Raw genomic sequence first — 20,559 nt, 5'->3', positions numbered from 1 at the left:
CGAGTCGTGGCGTTTCTGCCGCATCCCGACGCCTTCGTCACGTGCAACGGCGCCGTTCACCGCATGGTCATCGGCCCGCCCCATATTGACGGGAACAAAGAGAGCGAGAAAGGCTTGATGGGGCCATGCTCATGCGACTGAAAAACGTGTTCGTCAGGGTCTGCGAGCCGGACGAACTGGATATGGCCGAGCACTATCGCTCGCCCGCCGAACAGACCGCCGACCTGGTCGTGCATGTCGTCGGCCTGACCCTGGCCGCGGTCGGCGGGATCGTGCTGGCGGTGCTCGCCGCGCTCTACGCCGGCGTCGGCGCCGTGGCCGCCACGGCCATCTATGCGCTGTGCCTGGTCGCCATGCTGGCGGTCTCGACCATCTACAACCAGACCCGCCCCTGCGCCGCGCGGCCGATCCTGCGCCGGCTGGACGAGGCGGCGATCTTCCTCATGATCGCCGGCAGCTACACGCCGTTCACGACGCAGCGTTTCGAAGGCGCCTGGTCGATCGGCTTCACCGTTCTGGTCTGGGCTATCGCCCTGGCCGGGGTCGGGGCCAAACTCGTCGCGCCGCGAATTTCCGACGCCTTCTGGAGCGGCGTCTATGCCCTGTTCGGCTGGCTGGCCGTGATCGCCCTGAAGCCGATGATGGACACGGTGCACCCGATCGCCCTCGGCCTGCTGGTGCTGGGCGGGCTGATCTACACCGCCGGGGTGTTCATCTTCATCAGCCCCCGGGTGAAATTCCGTCGCGCCATCTGGCATGGCTTCGTCGTCACCGGCGCGACCGTCCACTGGGCCGCGGTGCTGGTCGGCGTCGTCCTGGCCCCCGCCGCCGCCGTGGGCGTCGGCTAGACATTCCCGTCCGCAGCGCAGCATAGTGCGACGTTGCAACAGGAACGAGGATCGCGCGTGGCTGACAGGAAGTCCGGAGCCGGCGAAACCGTCGTCATCAAGAAATACGCCAACCGCCGCCTCTACAATACGGCGACCTCGGCCTATGTGACGCTGGAAGACCTGGCGAAAATGGTGCGCGAGGGGACGGAATTCGTCGTCTATGACGCCAAGACCAACGACGACCTCACCCGACAGATCCTGACCCAGATCATCTTCGAGGAAGAAAGCCGGGGCGAGGCCCTGCTGCCGGTGCAGTTCCTGCGTCAGCTGATCGGCTTCTACGGCGGCCAGATGCAGGGGGTTCTGCCCAGCTATCTGGAGATGTCGCTGGACAATTTCAGCCGTCAGCAGGAGCAGATCCGCGGCCAGTTCTCCAAGGCCTTCGGGGCCGCGCCGGGCGCCGGACTGATCGACGAGGCGGTCAAGCGCAACATGTCCATGTTCAGCGACGCCATGAAGATGTGGCCGGGCTTCGGCGCCCTGACGCCGGGCGCCATGGCGGCGGCCTCGGCCGCGACCGAGCCCCGGCCGGCCCCCGCCGCCGATCCGCTGGAGGAGATGCGCCGCCAGATGGACGAGATGCGCAGCCAGATCGACAAGCTGGCCAAGCCTCCCGCCAAGGGCGACTGAGATGGGCGACGAGATCCGCGCCGTGGGTCCCGTCGAACGCCGCGATGACCGGCGCTCGGCCGAGCGCCGCGCCGCCGAACGCCGGGCGGCCGCAGAGTCGCGCGCCCTGACCGTCCCCGAATTCACGCCCGAGCCGGCCGAGCCCCCGGCAAGATCTGCCCCGGCGCCCGCGTCGGATGCGTCGGCGGCCGCCTTCGCCGCCCAGATGATCGGCCAGACCGGACAGAGGCGCGGCCTGAAGGGCGGCCCGCCGGTGCTGGATGCGGCCCGCTCGGCCTACCTCGGAACCAAATACTCCGGCGCCGCAGAGCGCCGTCCGCCCCCCGGCAAGGCCGAGGACACCGACGTCTGATCCGGCGGCACGGTCCTTGCTGAACGACAGGTCTTCAAGCCTCGTTCGGGACCGCCGCCATGCTGACCTTCATCACCCGCACCGTCGATGTCGCCGTCGTCGCGCTGATCTTCGTGGCGTTTTCCTGATCCGAAGACCGGTAGCGGTTAGGCGTCTCCCTCCCGCTTGAGGGAGGGAGAACACGGCGCCCGGATGTCGCTCAGCCGCCGCTGGCGAAGTCGAGGTCCTTGCGGGCCGAGATGATGGTGACGATGAAGCCGGCCAGGACGTCCAGCATGACCATCGTCACGATCAGGAAGAAGGTCGAGGTGGCGAAGCCCTTGATCAGCAGGAATTCGACCAGGCAGATCACGAACAGGATCATCGACAGGGCGTGATTGACGATCGCGACCTTCTGGCTCGAGGTCGACTTCAGCAGTTCGAAGAACAGCAGGATCAGCGACAGGAACAGGATGAGGTCGCCGACGCCGATGCTCCATCCCGCGCCCGAGGCCATGGGAATGGTGAACAGCACGTCCCTGAGGCTTCCGTCCGCGGCCACGGCTCCGGCGCCGCCGACCATGCCGGTCAGGACCACGATATTGTACAGGATCACCGGGATCATCAGCAGGGGGATGGCGATCAGCATCGCGGGCTCCATCGTCGGACGGCGGGCGTAACAGCCGCGCTTGTTAACCCTGCATACCCCGGTTCGAACCGTTCAGCCATGCCGGTTCGCCCGGGGGGCGACCGGGCGCGGCGAGCGGCTCAGAACTCGCTGACGGCGCCCGGCCGCCGCGACCGCGTCTTGAGCCACATCACGCCCAGCAGGTCCGACAGCGACGCCAGCAGCCGCCCCCAGTTGGTGTATTTCGACTGGCCCGTCTCGCGATGCCGGTGATCGACGTCGAGATAGAGGTTCTGGTAGCCCTCGCGGATCATCAGGGCCGGCAGGTAGCGGTGGATGTGATCGAAATAGGGCAGGCGCAGGAAGGCGTCACGGCGGAAGGCCTTGAGCCCGCAGCCGGTGTCGTCGGCGTCGTCCCCGAGCAGCTTCCTGCGGATGCGGTTGGCCCACAGCGAGGCCTGGCGCTTGGCCGCGGAGTCCTGGCGTTTGGCCCGGCGGCCGCCGACCAGGGCCACCGACGGCGGCGACGAGGCCAGCAGATCGGCCAGTCCGGGGGCGTCGGCCGGCGGGTTCTGGCCGTCGCCGTCCAGGGTCACCACGATCGGCGCCCGCGCCGCCAGCACGCCGGTGCGCACCGCCCGGCTCTGTCCCGCGTTCGACGCGTGGCCGAGCACGCGCAGCGCCGGCAGTTCGGCCATCAGCCCGCGCAGCTCCGCCAGGGTGTTGTCGCGCGAGGCGTCGTCGACGAACACCATCTCATAGGACCGCCCGGCGAAGGCGGCGGCGATCTCGCGCGCCAGCGGACCGGCGGCGCCTTCCTCGTTGTGGACCGGGACGACCACGGAGATGTCGGGGATGGTTTCGTTCATCCCGGCTCTCTAGCCCGTTTCGGCGTCGGACGGGAGAGAGGCCCGGGCGGTCTCCTCGTCCGCGCATCCCCGCGAAGGCGGGGATGCGCGGAACAGAGGGCGCTCAAACAATGTGACGCGCGGAAACGCCGTGATAGGTAGATGAACATGACGGGCTCCGACTTCGACCGATACATCGCCGGCTGGCGCGGCCCCCTGCTCGCGGCCCTGATCGCCCTGTTCGCGGGCCTGCCGGTGCTGATGCTGCTGCCGCCGCTGGACCGCGACGAGAGCCGCTACGCCCAGGCCACGTCGCAGATGCTGGAGAGCGGCGACTATGTCGACATCCGCTACCAGGACGAGCCGCGCTGGAAGAAGCCGGTCGGCATCTACTGGATGCAGGCCGTGGCGGTGGCGGCGACGTCCAAAGTCGAGAACAGGGACATCGCCCCCTATCGCATTCCGTCGCTGCTGGGGGCCATGCTGGCCGCCGCCGCCTGCGCCTGGGCCGGGGCGGCGATGTTCGGCCAGAGGGCCGGGTTCCTGGCGGGGGCCATCCTGGGAGCCAGCTTCCTGCTGTCGACGGAGGCGGGGATCGCCAAGACCGACGCCATGCTGTGCGGGGCGGTGACCCTGGCCATGGCCGGGCTGGCGCGGATCTATCTGGCGGCGCGCGCCGGGGAGGCGCCGCGAAGACCGTGGAAACTGGCCTTCTGGCTGGGGCTGGGCCTGTCCATCCTCGTCAAGGGACCGATCGGCCTGCTGGTCGTCGTCCCGGCCATACTGGCCCTGTCGATCTGGGATCGCGACGTTTCGTGGCTGAAGCGGCTGGGCTGGGGCTGGGGCCTGCCGCTGGTGGCCCTGATCGTCGGACCGTGGGCCATCGCCATCACCATCGCCACCGACGGCGGCTTCTGGCGCGAGGCCATCGGGGGCGATCTGGCCCCCAAGGTGGCGGGCGGCGACGAGGGCCATGGAGTCCTGCCCGGCTTCTATCTGCTGATCGCGCCCCTGCTGTTCTTCCCGGCGACCCTGCTGCTGCCCGCCGCGGTCTCGGCCGGCTGGAGCCGGCGGGCCGAGCCGGCGATCCGCTTCCTGGTCTGCTGGGTGGTTCCGGCCTGGCTGATCTTCGAGCTGACGCCGACCAAACTGGCCCACTACACCCTGCCGACCTTCGGCGGACTGGCCCTGCTGGCCGCCGCCGCGATGATGCGGCCGGTCGGGCGGATATCGCGCTACGCCGGCGTGGGGCTGACCCTGTTCGTGGGCGGGCTGCTGGTGGTCGGCTCGGTCTGGCTGCTGACCGAATACGGCAAGTCCCCGGCCCAGACCTGGGCGACCCTGACCATCGTCTTCGCCATTCTGGCCAGTCTGGTCGGGGCCTTTCTGATGCTGCACCGGGCGGCGGTGACGGCCCTGCTGGTGTCGCTGATCCTGGGGATCGTCGCCCACGCCGCCCTGGCCGGGACCTTGCGGCAGCTGCGTCCGCTGGCGGTGGCGCCGCAGCTGGAGAAGGTGCTCGAGCGCGCCGACCTGCATCCGCGTCAGGGGCGGGCCGGGCCGGTCGCCATCACCGGCTTCCATGAGCCCAGCTTCGTCTTCCTGACCGGCAAGGACACCGAATTGACGGACGCGGAGGGGGCGGCCCGCGCCCTGGCCGAGGGGCGTCCGGCCATCGTCGAGGAGGGCGACGCCGACGCCTTCCAGGCCGCCGCCGCGCGGCTGGGGGTCACCGGCCGCGCCGTGGGGGTGGTCGACGGCCACAACTATTCCAAGGGCGACGACGTCACCCTGACCGTCTACGCCCCGCCCGGCCTCGCGCCGGCCGCCGCCGCTCCGTCGTCCGCCCGATGAGCCGCCCGATCACCATCGTCGAGGTCGGTCCGCGGGACGGGCTGCAGAACGAGAAGGCGATCCTCGATCCGGCCGTCCGCGTCGATCTGGTGCGGCGGCTGGAGGCGGCGGGAGCGCGGCGGATCGAGGCGGTCAGCTTCATCCATCCGAAATATGTGCCGCAGATGGCCGGCGCCGAAGAGGTCATGGCCGCCCTGCCGCGCCAGCCGGGGCGCAGCCGCATCGGCCTGGTGCTGAACGGCAAGGGCTATGATCGGGCCCTGGGCACGGCGGTCGACGAGGTCAATGTGGCCCTGTCCGTCACCGACGGCTTCGGTCTGAAGAACCAGGGGCTGACGGTCGACCAGCAGGTGCAGATGCTGGCGGACATCATGGCCGGCCGACAGAACGCCGAGGGAGAGCCGGGGGCGACGCCGTCGCTGTCGGCCACCCTGTCGTGCGTCTGGGGCTGTCCGTTCGACGGCGAGGTGTCGACGGACCGGGTGGCCGATCTGGTCGGACGGATCGCGGCCCTGGGCGTCGGCGAGATCGCCCTTGCCGACACCATCGGCGTCGGCGATCCGTGGAGCGTGACGCGCAAGGTCGAGGCGGCCCGCAAGGCGGCGCCCGACGCCGTTCTGAGGTTGCATTTTCACGACACGCGAAACACCGGCCTGGCCAATGCCCATGCGGGCGTCGAGGCCGGGATCGACGTGCTGGACGCCTCGGTCGGCGGCATCGGCGGCTGTCCGTTCGCGCCGGGGGCCACCGGCAATATCGCCACCGAGGATCTCGTGTTCATGCTCGAGCGGGCCGGCTTCAGCACCGGCTATGACCTCGACGCCCTGATCGGGACCGCCCGCTGGATCGGCGAAAAGATCGGCCGCCCGGCCCCGAGCGCCCTGAGCCGGGCGGGGGGCTGGCCGCGCTAGCCAGGCTTCGAAAAACGGTCCCGGGCGACCGATACAATTCGACCGACACAGGCGACACATCGGGGCGGCGATACTCTCGACTTCGTCGATAACCGCGACAGGCCGTCGAGCCGCGCGGCCGGTTTGATCTAAATCCGGTGACGGGGCGCGCCGATCGGCTAGGGTCAGGCTCGCCGATGGAACCCGCCATGCCGAACGCCCTCTACGCCCGACGCCTGATGTCCGCCGCCGAGGCCGCGGCCCTGATCCCTTCGGGGGCCCGCGTGGCCATGGGGCTGGGCTTCTCGCAGCCGCCCGCCCTCCTCGCCGCCCTGGCGGACCGGGCCCGCGCCGGCCAGGTCGACGACGTCAGCCTGTACTATCTGCTGTCCACCGGCATCGCCGGCCAGACGGTGCTGATCGACGAGCTGATGGGCCGCATCCGTCCGGTCAGCCTGTTCCACAGCGCCATCGAGCGCGGGCTGGAGGCGCGGGCGCGGGCGGCGGGACGGCCCAATCCCGTCACCTTCATCCCCACCGGCTTTCAGGCCACGCCGCGCGTGCTGCGCGAGGCGGGGGTCGACACCCTGATCTGCACCGTCTCGCCGATGGACGCGGACGGCTTCTTCAGCTTCGGCACCAATACCGACTACAGCAAGCCGGTCAGCGCGCATGTCGGGCGGATTCTGCTGGAGGTGAACCCGGCCATGCCCCGGGTGTTCGGCGACTGCACGGTGCATGTCTCGCGGATCACGGCCGTGGTCGAGAACCATACGCCCCTGCTGGAGCTGCCGGTCGCCGAGCCGACGCCCAACGACCTGGCCATAGGCGGGCTGATCGCCGACATGATCGAGGACGGCTCGACCCTGCAGATGGGCATCGGGGCCCTGCCCAACGCGGTCTGCGCGGCCCTGGGCGACCGGCGCGACCTGGGCCTGCACACCGAGATGCTGACGCCCGGCCTGGCGCGGCTGATGCAGGACGGGGTGATCACCAACGCCCGCAAGACCCTGCATCCGGGCAAGGGGGTGTTCTCCTTCTGCATGGGGACGCGCGCCACCTATGACTATCTGGACGGCAACCGCGACCTGGAGGCCTATCCGGTCGACTATGTGAACGACCCGGCGGTCATCGCCCGCAACGACCGGATGGTCTCGGTCAACGCCACCCTGCAGGTCGACCTGACCGGGGCCTGCTGTTCGGAGCATCTGAACGGGCGTCAGTTCACGGCCTCGGGCGGCCAGCTGGACTTCGTGCGCGGGGCCTGGGCCTCGGCCGGAGGGCGGTCGATCATCGCCTGCCACTCGACGGCGGCGAAGGGGACGGTGTCGCGCATCGTGGCCCGGCTGGACGGACCGGTGACCACGCCGCGCAACGACGTCCACATCATCGTCACCGAACACGGCCGGGCCGAGCTCAAGGGCAAGAGCGACGCCCAGCGCGCCCGCGCCCTGATCGCCATCGCCGATCCGCGGTTCCGGGACGAGCTGGAGCGGGCGGCGCGGGAGGCGGGGCTGGTGTGAAGCCGCACCGAAGGTTCAAGGCGCCGACAGGGCGGCGCGGAAGAAGGCCACGACCTGGCTGTTGAACTCCGCCTTGAAAGCGGCCCTGTCGAAGCCGGGGGCCGAGGCGCAGAGCTCCGGCAGGTCCGTCTTCATCTGCGGACCACAGGCAGGCAGGAAGTCGAAGTGACCGGCGTGCGCGACGCGGTGGTATTCGGGCGCGCGGCCCAGTCGGTCCCGGATCGGCTCGACGTTATACGGCGCGGGCAGGATCTGGTCGTCGGCGGCCTGCCAGAGCTGGATCGGCAGGGTGATCGAGGCGAGGCTGGCGGTGGTGAAGGACTCGCCGAAAGCCGGGGCGGCGATGACGGCGGCCTTCACGCGGACGTCACGCGTTTCCGGGCCCCAGCCCGCCGCGTCGATCGGATCCATCGCCAGCAGCCTGCAGGCGAAGAGGTCCGGGTGGGCCGCGCAGTGATCGCGGATCGCGCGCAGGTCGGACACCCCGCCCACGATGGAGGTCACAGTGAAGCCGCCGGCGGAAAAGCCGAAGGCGCCGATCCGGTCCGGGTCGACGGCGATCGGGCCGCGCCAGTCTGCGACCATGTAGTCGATCAGGGCGCTGAGCTGGGGCGCGCGACCGGTCAGTTGCAGGGCGCGGCTGTGGTCGCGGAAATTGTCGCCCGGATGGGTGAGGGCGGCGACGATGAAGCCGGCGTCCGCCAGGGCCCGGGCGGTGTCGTCATGCCCGGCGTACCAGCCGCCGTTGCCGTGTGAGATGACCACCAGGGCGCGGGGGGCGACGTCCGCGTCGAGGGGCGGCAGCCAGACCCCGCCTTCGATCGTCTCGCCGCGTCGGTCGATGAAATGGATCGTCTGATCCGGCGCGCGGGCCATGGCCGGAAAGGCGGACAGGACGATGAGAAGAGCGAGCAGCGCGCGCAGGGCTTGCAGGGCTTGCAGGGGGCGAACGGGCATGGGGACCTCCGGTTGGATCCGTCATCTGCGCGTCGTCGGACCGCCCTCGCCAGCCGGATTTCGCGAACGGGCGACCGGGTTCGCGGCGCGGCGAACGGTTCCGCTTCGGCCCGGCGTCGCTATAGTCGAGCCATGCAGGATCCGTTGAATGACCGGCTGAACACGCCGCGCGTCTGGGCGGCCGATCTCGCGGCCTGCGCGGTCGCGGGCGCGGTCCTCGGCGTGGTCGGGCCGTTCGGCAGCTTCTTCAACGACGCCCTGCCCGTGCGGCTGGCCTACTGGATGGCGGTCAGCCTGCTCAGCGGTCTGGGCGTCGGCGTGGCCGTGCGTCTGGTCTGGCCGCGCGCCCGGCGTCGGGGCGTGGCGGCGTGGACATGGATTCCGGCCGTCGCCCTGCTGGTCAGCGGGCCCCTGGCGCTCGCGGCGCGGCTGATCGCCGTCGCCCTCTGGCCCGGCATCCGGGAGGCGGTGGATTGGGTCGAATGGTACGGCCAGACCCTGCTCGTCGCCGTCGTCTACACATCGCTGTATGTCGCCGCCCATGCGCGGACGAGCCGAGGGCCGGGCACGGCGCAAGCTGTCGAAGGCGGGGCGCGCATGCTCGACCGCCTGCCCCCGCGCCTCGGCCGGGACCTGCTGTGCCTGCAGATGGAGGATCACTATGTCCGCCTGCACACAAGCGCGGGATCCGTCCTGGTCCTGTCGCCGCTGGCCCGCGCGATCGGGCAGGTCGGAGACCTCGAGGGCCTGCGCGTGCACCGCTCGTGGTGGGTGGCGCGCCATGCCGTGCGCGGAGTCGTGCACGACGGCCGCAACCTGCGTCTCGTGCTGACGTCGGGACTGGAGGCTCCGGTCGCGCGCGCCAAGGTGGCGGCGCTCAAGGCGGCGGGCTGGCTGGACCAGGAGGGGCCCTGACCGCCAGTCCGTCGCGACGGCGACTACAGGTTCAGCAACGCCGGGTCGCCGCCCTGGGCGGAGATGTTGTTGCTGATGGCCTTCTCCGACGCATAGCGGATCAGGCTGTAGGGGCCGCCGGCCTTGGGGCCGGTGCCGGAGAGGCCCTCGCCGCCGAAGGGCTGGACGCCGACCACCGCGCCGATGATCGAGCGGTTGATGTAGACGTTGCCGGCCGGGACCAGCCGGGTGACCTCCTCGGCGAAGGCCTCGATGCGGCTGTGGACGCCGAGGGTCAGGCCGTAGCCGCGTTGGGCCAGTTTCGACGCCGTTTCCTTGAGCTTCGACGGCTCGTAGCGGCAGACGTGCAGGATGGGGCCGAAGACCTCGCGCTCCAGATAGTCGGGGGTGGGGATCTCGGCGATGGTCGGGGCGAACAGCCAGCCCTTGTCGGCGCCGGCCGGGAGGTCGGCGCGGGCGATGATCTTCGCATCGCCGCCGAGGCGGTCGAGGTGGGCGTCGAGCGCGGCCTTCGCGTCGGCGTCGATGACCGGGCCGATGTCGGTGGCGGGGTCGGACGGGTCGCCCACGACCTGGGCGGCGAGGGCGCCCTTGAGGCCCTCGATCAGGGCGTCGGCGGCGTCGTGCGGGACATAGAGCAGGCGCAGGGCCGAGCAGCGCTGGCCCGACGAGCCGAAGGCCGACAGGATGACGTCGTCGATGACCTGTTCCTTCAGCGCCGTGGTGTCGACGAACATGCCGTTGAGGCCGCCGGTCTCGGCGATGAAGGGGATGATGGCGCCCGGGCGGGCGGCCAATGAACGGTTGATCAGGGTGGCCGTGTCGGTGCCGCCGGTGAAGGCGACGCCGTCGATTCCGGGATGGCTGACGAGGGCCGCGCCGACCGTCTCGCCGCGTCCGGGGACGAGGGCCAGCAGGTCGGGGTTCAGACCGGCCTTGTAATACAGGCGCACGGCCTCGGCGGCGATCAGGGGGGTCTGTTCGGCGGGCTTGGCCAGCACCGCATTGCCGGCGGCCAGGGCGGCGGCGATCTGGCCGGTGAAGATGGCCAGTGGGAAGTTCCACGGGCTGATGCAGGCGAAGACGCCGCGGCCGTGCAGGACCAGCTGGTTGATCTCGCCGACCGGGCCCTTGAGCTCGGTCGGGCCGCCGAAGTCGCGTTCGGCCAGCATGGCGTAGTAACGGCAGAAGTCGGCGGCCTCGCGGATTTCGGCGACGCCGTCGTTCAGGGTCTTGCCGGCCTCGCGCGACAGCAGGGCGACCAGACGGTCCATGTCGGCTTCGAGCGCGTCGGCCATGGCGCGCAGGACGGGGGCGCGGCCGGCGCCGCCCTTGCGGTCCCAGGCGATCTGGGCCTTCGCGGCGGCGCCGACGGCGGCGTCGATGTCGGCGGTGGTCGCTTCCGAGGCATGGCCGAGAACCCGGGTCGTGTCGAAGGGGTTGGTCACAGGCTGGGGATTGGTCCCGGCCTTCAGCTTGCCGCCGATGATGGGGCCCGAGGTCAGCTTCTCGGCGTCGACCTTTTCGAGGGCGGCGAGGTGCCGGTCGCGGTCGGCGGCCTGGGAGTAGTCGCGGCCCAACGAGTTCTGGCGGTCCATGTACATGTCCTTGGGGGTCGGGATCTTGGCGTGGCGGTCGGGGTGAGCCTCGACGGCGGAGATCGGGTCGGCGGCGACGGCCGAGGCCGGCACCCGCTCGTCCAGCAGGGCGTGGACGAACGACGAGTTGGCCCCGTTCTCGAGCAGGCGACGCACCAGATAGGGCAGCAGGTCCTCATGCCCGCCGACGGGGGCGTAGGCGCGAACCGTGACGGGGCCGAAGGCGTCCCTGGCGGCGTCGTAGAGCGCCTCGCCCATGCCGTGCAGGCGCTGGAATTCGATCTTCACCCCACGCTCCGAGGCCATCCGGTGGACGGCGGCGAGGGAGTGGGCGTTGTGGGTGGCGAACTGGCTGTAGATATGGGGCGCCGCCTCGATCATCAGCCGGGCGCAGACGAGGTAGTTGAGGTCGGTGGCGGCCTTGGTGGTGAAGACCGGATAGTCGGTGCGGCCGAAGACCTGGGCGCGCTTGATCTCGGTGTCCCAGTAGGCGCCCTTGACCAGACGCACCATCAACCGGCGGCCGCTGGTCTGCGCCAGTTCGGCGACGCGGCGGATCACCTCGGGGCCGCGCTTCTGATAGGCCTGCACGGCGAGGCCGAGGCCGGTCCAGCCGCCGAGGTCGGGCTCGCGGGCCAGCCGGTCCAGCAGCTTCAGCGACAGGGCCAGACGGTCGGCCTCCTCCGCGTCCATGGTGAAGTTGATGTCGTGCCTGGCCGCGATCCGGGCGAGGCGGAGGATGCGGGGATAGAGCTCCGTCCAGACGCGGGCCTCGTGCGTGGCCTCATAGCGCGGCGACAGGGCCGAGAGCTTGACCGAGACGCCATGGCCGGCCTCGGGCCCCTGCCCTTGCGCGGTCCTGCCGACGGCCTCGATGGCGTCGGCGTAGATCTTCTCATAGCGTTCGGCGTCGGCGGCGGTGCGGGCGCCCTCGCCCAGCATGTCGAAGGAGCAGAGCCAGCCTTCCTTGCCGGCGCGCTTCAGGGCGCCTTCGATGGTGCGGCCGACCACGAACTGCTCGCCCATAATGCGGACGGCGGCGGCGACGGCCTCGCGGATGACGGGCTCGCCCAGACGGCCGACGATGCGTTTGAGGAAGCCGGGCAGGTCGGTGCGGGCCTCTTCGTCGACGTCGACCAGCTTGCCCGTCAGCATCAGCCCCCAGGTCGAGGCGTTGACGAACAGGCTGTCGGATTGACCCAGATGCGAACTCCAGTCCGCCGAGCCGATCTTCTCGGCGATCAGCCGGTCGCGGGTGTCTTCGTCCGGGGTGCGCAGCAGGGCCTCGGCCAGACACATCAGGGCCAGGCCCTCGCGGGTGCCGAGCGAGAATTCCTGCAGGAAGCTCTCGACCACGCCCTGTTTCTTGACGCTGCGGCGGGCGTGTTCGACCAGGCCGACGGCGCCGGCCAGGACGGCGGCGCGTTCGGCGGCGTCCAGCGGGAGGCGCGCCAGCAGGCCCCGCACGGCGGCGGTCTCGTCGGCGAACTTGCCCTGATCCAGCGAGTCCCAGTCCTGGGAGAGGGCGACCGGCGGCGAGACGTGTGCGTTCATGGCGCGCGTCTTAGACGCTTCCGTCGCGGAACGGGAGGGGCCGTCGCTCTTCGAACCTTCAGTGAAGGCTGGTCGCGCCAGCCAGACGTACTAACCGTGCATGGAAAACGGTGTCGGTGTTTTCGACCAGACCCACTTTGGGATGATTGCGAAGTCCGGAGTGTTGAAGGTCAGCATTTCTTATCGCCGCCTTCGCCGCCTCGATGGCCTCTGACCGGGAGCCTTTGGCTTCCAGGATCAAGGCCCTCGACCCGTTCCAGGAATAGCGATGCGCGGGGAACAGTAGGTCGGCTTCACGCTGAGCCATCGCATCAAGTATCTGAAGCGCCTGGCCGAAAAGAGGATCCAGTCCTTGGGTCGCGACCAGACGCGCGAAAACCAGATCCGCGCCCGCACGAAGGTTGGGAAAATCCTGCTCTCGCTTCAGCGCGTTCTGAAGAGCGGCTAGCGCAAGTTTATGATCCCCGAGCGCCGTGTAGGCGTCGAACTGACAAAGGTACGCCAGCGCGGCGTCCCAAGGATCATCAAGGGCAAAGTACCGGTCGATCAGTGCGAGGGCGACCATGGGTTGGGTCCGCGCCAGCATGGAGGCCTGGATTCGCAGATACTGCGATTTCTCCCGCGCTCGCGCGAGCTTTGCGTTAAACGCTTCTTCGATTGCCGGATTCCAGTCCGTGTTCCGGTACCAATCATCACGCGCCACAAAAGGCCTCCCAAGGTGCGACGCGGACGTGCAAGGCCGCTTCGTTCAACGGGTAGCATCTCGCCTTCATGCACTGAACCCGCTAGACCGTTTCCCCGATCAACGGCGGAGCCACCCGGCCCATATGCGCATCGTTCTGGCCACCGACGCCTGGGAGCCCCAGGTCAACGGCGTCGTCCGCACCCTGACCCGCACCGTGGCGGAATGCCGGGGCATGGGTCACGAGGTCGACGTCATCGAGCCCAGCCAGTTCAAGACCATCCCCTGCCCCACCTATCCGGAGATCCGGCTGGCCCTGGGGGCCGAGGAAGAGATTCGCGAACGCCTGCGCGCCTTCGAGCCCGAGGCTGTGCACATCGCCACCGAGGGCCCCATCGGCATCGCCACGCGGCGCATCTGCGTGGAGTGGAAGCTGCCGTTCACGACCAGCTATCACACCAAATTCCCGGAATATGTCTCGGCCCGGTTCCCGATCCCGGTCCAGGTCGGCTACGCCTATATGAAGTGGTTCCACAAGCCGTCGGGGCGGCTGATGGTGGCGACGCCGACGCTGCGCGACGAGCTGGTGGCGCACGGGTTCAAGAACGTCTCGCCGTGGACGCGGGGGGTCGACACCGAACAGTTCAACCCCGACCTGCCGCGCATCTATGACGAGCTGGGGGGCGAGAGCTGGCCCCGGCCCTTCTTCCTCAATGTCGGCCGGGTGGCGGTCGAGAAGAACATCGAGGCCTTCCTCGAGACCGACCTGCCCGGGACGAAGATCGTCGTCGGCGACGGGCCGGCGCGGGCCGAACTGGAAGAGAAATACCCCGAGGCCAAATTCCTCGGCGCGCGCTTCGGCGAGGAGCTGGCGCGGTGTTTCCGCGACGCCGACGTCTTCGTCTTCCCCAGCTGGACCGACACCTTCGGCCTGGTGATCCTGGAGGCCATGGCCACGGGCACGCCGGTCGCGGCCTATCCGGCGCATGGTCCGATCGACATCATTCCGGGCTCGAACGCCGGAGCCATAGACGCGGACCTGCGGACGGCCTGTCTGAAGGCGCTGGAGTGCGACCGGGCCGCCGTGCGGGCCTATGCCGAGAAGTTCAGCTGGCGCGCCTCGGCGGAGGAGTTCGTCGAGAATCTGCAGCCCTATCCGGAGCCGGAACGCGGCCGCTTCTGGCGGCGGCTGAGGCGGATCGCGCGGTTGCGGCGCAGGGCGGCGGCTTAAGCCGAGGGACTAGGGACTAGGGACTAGGGATGGGGGGAGCGTTTCGCTGCGCTCTCGTCCGGTCGCTGATCCCTAATCCCTAATCCCTCATCCCTAATCCCCTCCGTCCTACTTCGCCGGAGCCGTCATCGGCGTCATGGCCGTGGCGAGGGCGCGCTGGGCCGCCAGCTGGTCGGCCGGCAGCGGCACCAGGCCGCGGTCCTGCAGATAGCCGCCGCGGCCGGCCGAGGCCTCGGACAGGAATTCGGCGACGAACTGCTCCAGCCCCGGGGTCACGCCGACGTGCTGCTTCTTGACGTAGATGAACATCGAGCGGGAGATCGGATATTCGCCCGAGGCGATGGTCTCCAGCGTCGGCATGACGCCGTTGACGCTGTGCGCCTTCACCGTGTCGTTGTTCTGCTCGAGGAAGGAGTAGCCGAAGGCGCCGGTCGAGCCGGGGGTGCGGGTCAGGGTCTGGACGATGGCGTTGTCATTCTCGCCGGAATCGACCCAGGCGCCGTCCTCGCGCAGGGTGTGGGCCAGGGTCTCGAACCGGTCTTCGTCGCTCTCGGCCAGGGCCGCCAGCGCCGGGATGGCCTTGGCCGACGGGGCCATGGCCAGCTCCAGCCAGGAATCGCGCGTGCCCGAGGTCGGCGGCGGGCCGTAGACCAGGATGCGGGTCGCGGGCAGGCCCGGATTGACCTGGTTCCAGGTGGTGTTGGGGTTGGGGATGAAGGTCCCGTTCGGGCCGGGCACTTCCTTGGCGAGGGCCAGGTAGAGGTCATCGCCGGAGAAGCCGTAGTCAGGCGCGTTGCGGGCGGTGGCGATGACGAGGCCGTCGAAGCCGATCTTGAGCTCGACGATGTCGGTGACGCCATTGGTCCGGCACAGTTCGAACTCCGAGGCCTTCATCCGGCGCGAGGCGTTGGCGATGTCCGGGGTGTTGGGGCCGACGCCCTTGCAGAAGGCCTGGATGCCGCCGCCGGTGCCGAGGGACTCGATGCGCGGCGCGGCGCCGCCCGAGGTGCGGGCGAAATTCTCGGCCACGCGGGTGGCGAAGGGGAAGACGGTCGAGGAGCCCGCGGCCCAGATGCCGGCGCGGGCGGTCTGGTTGCCGGCGGACTGGTCGTTTCCGCAGGCGCCGAGGGCGAGCAGGGCGATCGCCGAGGCGGCGGCGAGGAGTGTGCGGGTCATCGTCAGTCTCCGGATGGATGGGCGCTGGGGCCGCTTAGACCAGAGGATTGTGACGGTTGGGCGAAGGGGAGGGATGAGGGATTAGGGATTAGGGATCAGGGTGAGGAAGATCGGGCACGGCGCTCTGGATCAAGCTCCCCGACCCTGGCTCAGCCCCTAATCCCTAATCCCTAATCCCTAATCCCTGATCCCTAATCCCTCATCCCTAGATATGGATGGCGTGCCCCAGCGCCCGCAGCGACGCCTCGTGGAAGGCCTCGCCCATGGTCGGATGGACGTGGATGGTCCCGGCCACGTCCTCCAGCACCGCGCCCATCTCCAGCATCTGGGCGAAGCTGTTGGACAGTTCGGAGACATGCTGGCCGACGGCCTGGAGGCCCAGCAGGCGGTGGTCGGTCTTCGACGCCAGAACGCGGACGAAGCCGCCGTCGTCGCCGGCTTCGAGCGCCAGGGCCCGGCCGATGGCCGCCAACGGGAAGACGGCGGTGATGACGTCGTCGCGGCCCTCGACGTCCTGCGGGCCGAGGCCGGCGGAGACGATCTCGGGCTCGGTGAAGCAGACCGCGGCGATGGTCACGGGGTCGAAGCGCTTGTCATGGCCGGCGATGATCTCGGCGACGATCTCGCCCTGGGCCGAGCCCTTGTGGGCCAGCATGGGCTCGCCGGTCAGGTCGCCGACGGCCCAGACGTTGCGCATGCTGGTCGCGCAGCGGTCGTCGATCTTCACGAACGGCCCGGCCATGGCCACGCCCATGTTCTCCAGACCCCAGCCCTTCGTCCGCGGGCGGCGACCGACGGTGACGAGGACCTTGTCGGCCTTGAGCTTGAGGGCCTGACCGTCCTTCGTGGTGATGTTGAGCTGGCCGTTTTCGAACGACCCGGCTTTCGCGCCGAGGTGCAGTTCGACGCCGTGCTTCTCCAGCCATTTGGCGACCGGATCGGTCAGGGCCTTGTCGTAGAGCGGCAGCAGGCGGTCGGCCATTTCGACGATGGCGACCTCGGCTCCCAGTTTGCGGAAGGCGATGCCGAGCTCGAGCCCGATATAGCCGCCGCCGACCACGACCAGCTTGCCGGGCACCGTGTCCAGCGACAGGGCCTCGGTCGAGGAGATGACGTCGCCGCCGAAGGGCAGGAAGGGCAGTTCGACCGGCTCGGAGCCGGTGGCGAGGATGACGTGTTCAGCGCTGATGACGATGTCGCCGTCGGCGGTCTTCACCGTGCAGGTCTTGGCGTCCGAGAAGGTCGCCCAGCCATTGATGACCTTGACCTTGGCCCGCTTCAGCAGGCCCGCGACGCCGGCGTTCAGCTTGCGGACGATGCCGTCCTTCCACGCCACCGTCTGCGACAGGTCGATGGCCGGTTGGGCGGCGGTGATGCCGAGCGTGCCGCCGGCGGCGGCCCTGGCCACCGTCTCGAATTTCGAGGCGGCGTGGATGATGGCCTTGGAGGGAATGCAGCCGACGTTGAGGCAGGTGCCGCCGAGGCCGTCGCCGCCGTCGACCAGCACGGTGTCGAGGCCCAGCTGACCGCAACGGATGCCCGCGACATAGCCGCCGGTGCCGGCGCCGATGATGAGGACTTTGGTGGTGAGGGTCTGGGTCATTCGGTCTCGTTTATGCGGAGATCTCGCCATCGGCCGATCATCGCTTCCGCGTCTGGGCCGGACGGCTGGATATAGAGCAGTTCAGGATTTGCCTTGGCCGCGGGCGTCACGAAGATCGTAACCGGCATTCCGTTTCGCGGCCCCTGACCCTGTTCCCAGTCGATCAGGAACGGGAAATATTTGGCGCAGCTGCCGGTTTCAAAACGCAACGGCCAATGCCGCGGGCCCGGTGCGCCCCAGACCTCCGCGGTTTTTCTCACCGTGAAGGTGGTGAGCGGCTCGTCCTGGCGACCGACGACATCGGTCATGACTCCCTGATAAATCGAAGTCACTTCCTCCAGATAGGCGCGCTCCTCCCGCTCAAAAAACGCTTTGGCGTCTCCGGGCGGAGGCGAACACGCGAAGGCGCCGCCGACCCACATCGCCGCGGCGAAAACTCCGAGTCCGAGCGTGCGCCGGGCCGTCATTCGCCTCACCCCATCCACAGCGTCGCGGGATGCTCCAGCAGGCCCTTGATGCGCTGCACGAAGACCGCCGCGTCGTGGCCGTCGACGATGCGGTGATCGAAGCTGGAGGACAGGTTCATCATCTTGCGCACGACCATCTGGCCGTCCTTGACCACCACCCGTTCGGCGATCTTGTTGGGGCCGACGATGGCGACCTCGGGGTGGTTGATGATCGGCGTGTGGATGACCCCGCCCAGCGTCCCCAGCGAGGTGATGGTGATGGTCGAGCCGGTCAGCTCGTCGCGTTTGGCCGAGCCGTCCTTGGCCGCGCCCGAGACGCGGGCGATCTCCAGCGCCGTGTCCCAGGGATCGCGCGCCTCGGCGTGGCGGACCACGGGGACCATCAGGCCGTTCGGCGTCTGGGCGGCGATGCCGATGTGGACGGCGGCGTGGGTGGTCAGGACCCCGGCCTCGTCGTCGTAGTGCGAATTGATGGTCGGCTGGTCGCGCAGGGCCACGACCATGGCGCGGGCGATGAAGGGCAGGACGTTGAGCTTGGGCTGGTCCTTCGATTTCCGCGCGTTGAGATGGGCGCGGAGTTCCTCGAGGGCGGTGACGTCGATCTCCTCCACATAGGTGATGTGGGGAATGCGGCGGACGCTCTCGGCCATCTTCTCAGCGATCTTGCGGCGGACGCCGATGATGCGGGTGACGGTGGTTCCTTCGTGCCGCTCGTAGGCGGAGGAGGACGATGCTCCGGGTGCGGACGCTCCGCGGCCGCCGGACGCGACATACGCATCGAGATCGCCGTGCTCGATGCGGCCAGCCGGGCCGGAGCCGGGGACGTACTGGAGCTCGACGCCGAGATCGCGGGCGCGGTTGCGGACGGCGGGCGAGGCCAGCGGGCGCTGGCCCGCGGTACGGGTGGTGAAGGCTTCCGCGACAGGTTTGGCGGGCGCAGTCGTCGAAGTCTTCGAAGCCGTCTTCGGCGTCTCCGAATTCACAGGCGCGGGCGTAGCCGAATTCTCCGGCGCCTTTGCGGGGGTCGCCGATGCCGCGACATTGCCTTTTCCTTCGACGCTGAACGACACCAGCGGCCCGCCGACGGCGAGTTGCTGGCCCGGCTCGCCGTGCAGGGCGACGACGGTTCCGGCGACGGGCGAGGTCAATTCGACGGTGGCCTTGTCGGTCATGATGTCGGCGACGATCTGGTCCTCGGCGACGACGTCGCCGACCTTGACGTGCCAGCCGACCAGTTCGGCCTCGGCGGTGCCTTCGCCGACGTCGGGGAGCTTGAAGACGTAGTTGCCAGAAGAGGACGGAGTCGCCCCCTCCGTCGCCTTCGGCGCCACCTCCCCACTGACGTGGGGAGGAGAAACCGTCTCCTCCCCATCGCCCTGCGATGGGGAGGTGGCGCGGCGCGCTTGCGCCGTGACGGAGGGGGCGACGCGGGCGTCGGAAGCCGACGCGTTCCCCGCGCCCTCGACCTCGAACTCCACCAGCGGCGAGCCGACGGCCAGTTGCTGGCCGGGTTCGCCATGGGCGGCGGTGACGCGACCGGCGACGGGCGAGGTCAGTTCGACCGTGGCCTTGTCGGTCATGATGTCGGCGATGATCTGGTCCTCGGCGACATGATCGCCGACCTTGACGTGCCAGGCGACCAGCTCGGCCTCGGCCGTGCCTTCGCCGACGTCGGGCAGTTTGAAGACGTAGCGGCCCATCTCAACGCCCTCCGGTCATGACGGCCTTGAGGGCCGTGGCGACCCGCTCGGGTCCCGGGAAATATTCCCACTCGAAGGCGTGGGGATAGGGGGTGTCCCAGCCGGTCACCCGCGCGATCGGCGCCTCGAGCTGGTAGAAGCAGCGCTCCTGGACCAGGGCGCTCAGCTCCGCTCCGAACCCGGACGTTTTCGGCGCCTCGTGGACGATGACGCAGCGGCCGGTCTTCTTCACCGAGGCCTCGATGGTCTCGATGTCGAGCGGCACGAGGGTGCGCAGATCGATGACCTCGGCGTCGACGCCGGCGTGTTCGGCCCCGGCCAGGGAGACCCAGACCATGGTGCCGTAGCAGAGGATGGTGACGTCGGAGCCTTCGCGCATGACGCGGGCCTTGCCGATCGGCTCGACGTATTTGCCGGTCGGGACCTGGGCCAGGTCCTGGGCCTTCCACGGCGAGACGGGCTTCTGGTGCCAGCCGTCGAAGGGACCGTTGTAGAGGCGTTTGGGCTCGAAGAAGATGACCGGATCGTCGTCCTCGATGGCCGCGGTCAGCAGGCCCTTGGCGTCATACGGATTGGAGGGGATGACGACCTTGAGGCCCGCGATGTGGGTGAACAGGCTCTCGGGGCTCTGCGAGTGCGTCTGGCCGCCAAAGATCCCGCCGCCGTAGGGGCTGCGCACCACGATGGGCGAGGTGAACTGGCCGGCCGAGCGATAGCGCAGCTTGGCCGCCTCGGAGACGATCTGGTCGTAGGCCGGATAGATGTAGTCGGCGAACTGGATCTCGACGACCGGGCGCAGGCCGTAGGCGCCCATGCCGATGGCGGCGGCGACGATGCCGCATTCGCTGATCGGGGCGTCGAAGCTGCGGGTCAGGCCGTGCTTCTGCTGCAGCTGGTCGGTGACGCGGAAGACGCCGCCGAAATAGCCCGCGTCCTCGCCGAAGCTGAGGACGTTGGGGTCCTCGGCCATCTTGACGTGCAGGGCCGAGTTCAGCGCCTGGATCATGTTCATCGGCATGACGGCGGCGGCGGTCGGGGCCTCGGACTTCGGGGCGTGGTTCTGGTCGACCATGTCGGGCTCG

Annotated in this window: 18 protein-coding genes; 8 read left to right on the top strand and 10 right to left on the bottom strand. The window is 69.3% G+C overall.

The annotated features are described in order from the left end of the window. The first annotated feature begins 125 nt into the window (after window positions 1-125). Genes WC555_RS00775 through WC555_RS00765 form a run of 3 tightly spaced genes read left to right on the top strand, consistent with a single transcriptional unit; the run spans window position 126 to window position 1,872 of the window. Entirely contained in the window at window positions 126-848 is a 723-nt protein-coding gene (locus WC555_RS00775) for a hemolysin III family protein (protein WP_373250318.1), read from the top strand. Between the two features lie 57 nt (window positions 849-905). Beyond that, complete coding sequence (phaR, locus tag WC555_RS00770; RefSeq protein WP_373250317.1) at window positions 906-1,520, top strand: polyhydroxyalkanoate synthesis repressor PhaR; 615 nt, start codon at window positions 906-908, stop codon at window positions 1,518-1,520. 1 nt (window position 1,521) lies between these two features. Next, complete coding sequence (locus WC555_RS00765) at window positions 1,522-1,872, top strand: hypothetical protein (RefSeq protein WP_373250316.1); 351 nt, start codon at window positions 1,522-1,524, stop codon at window positions 1,870-1,872. A 199-nt stretch (window positions 1,873-2,071) separates the two neighbouring features. Here the strand turns inward: WC555_RS00765 and WC555_RS00760 are convergent, their stop codons facing one another. Further along, complete coding sequence (locus tag WC555_RS00760) at window positions 2,072-2,500, bottom strand: hypothetical protein (protein WP_373250315.1); 429 nt, start codon at window positions 2,498-2,500, stop codon at window positions 2,072-2,074. Between the two features lie 119 nt (window positions 2,501-2,619). Then, on the bottom strand, window positions 2,620-3,348 hold the full coding sequence (locus tag WC555_RS00755) for a glycosyltransferase family 2 protein (RefSeq protein WP_373250314.1): 729 nt from the start codon (window positions 3,346-3,348) through the stop codon (window positions 2,620-2,622). A 147-nt stretch (window positions 3,349-3,495) separates the two neighbouring features. Between WC555_RS00755 and WC555_RS00750 the strand changes: the two genes are divergently transcribed. From WC555_RS00750 to WC555_RS00740, 3 genes are all read left to right on the top strand, one after another. After that, a complete protein-coding gene (locus WC555_RS00750; protein WP_373250313.1) occupies window positions 3,496-5,181 on the top strand; it encodes an ArnT family glycosyltransferase in 1,686 nt (561 codons plus the stop codon). Further along, a complete protein-coding gene (locus WC555_RS00745; RefSeq protein ID WP_373250312.1) occupies window positions 5,178-6,092 on the top strand; it encodes a hydroxymethylglutaryl-CoA lyase in 915 nt (304 codons plus the stop codon). The genes WC555_RS00750 and WC555_RS00745 overlap by 4 nt, the downstream gene beginning before the upstream one ends. A 188-nt stretch (window positions 6,093-6,280) precedes the next feature. Continuing rightward, window positions 6,281-7,594: an acetyl-CoA hydrolase/transferase family protein gene (locus WC555_RS00740; protein WP_373250311.1), complete on the top strand. Its 1,314-nt coding sequence runs from the start codon at window positions 6,281-6,283 to the stop codon at window positions 7,592-7,594. Window positions 7,595-7,609: 15 nt separating this feature from the next. Here the strand turns inward: WC555_RS00740 and WC555_RS00735 are convergent, their stop codons facing one another. Then, window positions 7,610-8,551 carry an alpha/beta hydrolase family protein gene (locus WC555_RS00735; RefSeq protein WP_373250310.1) on the bottom strand — a complete coding sequence of 314 codons (942 nt, stop codon included), beginning with the start codon at window positions 8,549-8,551 and terminating at the stop codon, window positions 7,610-7,612. A gap of 132 nt (window positions 8,552-8,683) precedes the next feature. Between WC555_RS00735 and WC555_RS00730 the strand changes: the two genes are divergently transcribed. Further along, window positions 8,684-9,466, top strand: a complete 783-nt coding sequence (locus WC555_RS00730; protein ID WP_373250309.1) for a LytTR family DNA-binding domain-containing protein — start codon at window positions 8,684-8,686, stop codon at window positions 9,464-9,466. A 23-nt stretch (window positions 9,467-9,489) separates the two neighbouring features. Here WC555_RS00730 and putA read toward each other — a convergent pair whose 3' ends face one another. Together putA and WC555_RS00720 are read right to left on the bottom strand one after the other, a co-directional pair. Beyond that, on the bottom strand, window positions 9,490-12,618 hold the full coding sequence (gene putA, locus WC555_RS00725; RefSeq protein ID WP_373250308.1) for a bifunctional proline dehydrogenase/L-glutamate gamma-semialdehyde dehydrogenase PutA: 3,129 nt from the start codon (window positions 12,616-12,618) through the stop codon (window positions 9,490-9,492). 58 nt (window positions 12,619-12,676) lie between these two features. Then, entirely contained in the window at window positions 12,677-13,321 is a 645-nt protein-coding gene (locus WC555_RS00720; protein WP_373250307.1) for a hypothetical protein, read from the bottom strand. Window positions 13,322-13,445: 124 nt separating this feature from the next. Here WC555_RS00720 and WC555_RS00715 point away from each other — a divergent pair, with 124 nt between their 5' ends. Then, window positions 13,446-14,531 (top strand): glycosyltransferase family 4 protein, encoded by a 1,086-nt coding sequence (locus WC555_RS00715; RefSeq protein WP_373250306.1) that lies wholly within the window; start codon window positions 13,446-13,448, stop codon window positions 14,529-14,531. 108 nt (window positions 14,532-14,639) lie between these two features. Here WC555_RS00715 and WC555_RS00710 read toward each other — a convergent pair whose 3' ends face one another. From WC555_RS00710 to WC555_RS00690, 5 genes are all read right to left on the bottom strand, one after another. Next, complete coding sequence (locus WC555_RS00710; RefSeq protein ID WP_373250305.1) at window positions 14,640-15,707, bottom strand: substrate-binding domain-containing protein; 1,068 nt, start codon at window positions 15,705-15,707, stop codon at window positions 14,640-14,642. A gap of 205 nt (window positions 15,708-15,912) precedes the next feature. Next, window positions 15,913-17,310, bottom strand: a complete 1,398-nt coding sequence (gene lpdA, locus WC555_RS00705) for a dihydrolipoyl dehydrogenase (protein ID WP_373250304.1) — start codon at window positions 17,308-17,310, stop codon at window positions 15,913-15,915. Continuing rightward, window positions 17,307-17,777 carry a hypothetical protein gene (locus WC555_RS00700; RefSeq protein WP_373250303.1) on the bottom strand — a complete coding sequence of 157 codons (471 nt, stop codon included), beginning with the start codon at window positions 17,775-17,777 and terminating at the stop codon, window positions 17,307-17,309. The genes lpdA and WC555_RS00700 overlap by 4 nt, the downstream gene beginning before the upstream one ends. Before the next feature lie 5 nt (window positions 17,778-17,782). After that, window positions 17,783-19,477, bottom strand: a complete 1,695-nt coding sequence (locus WC555_RS00695; RefSeq protein ID WP_373250302.1) for a 2-oxo acid dehydrogenase subunit E2 — start codon at window positions 19,475-19,477, stop codon at window positions 17,783-17,785. A gap of 1 nt (window position 19,478) precedes the next feature. After that, window positions 19,479-20,549, bottom strand: coding sequence for an alpha-ketoacid dehydrogenase subunit beta (locus WC555_RS00690; RefSeq protein ID WP_373250466.1), 1,071 nt, complete (start codon window positions 20,547-20,549; stop codon window positions 19,479-19,481). Between the last annotated feature and the right edge of the window lie 10 nt (window positions 20,550-20,559).

Source organism: Brevundimonas sp. (assembly GCF_041648615.1).
GTDB lineage: Bacteria > Pseudomonadota > Alphaproteobacteria > Caulobacterales > Caulobacteraceae > Brevundimonas.
The sequence above is the reverse complement of the archived record's forward strand: the minus strand, read 5'-3'. Positions and strand labels throughout refer to the sequence as shown.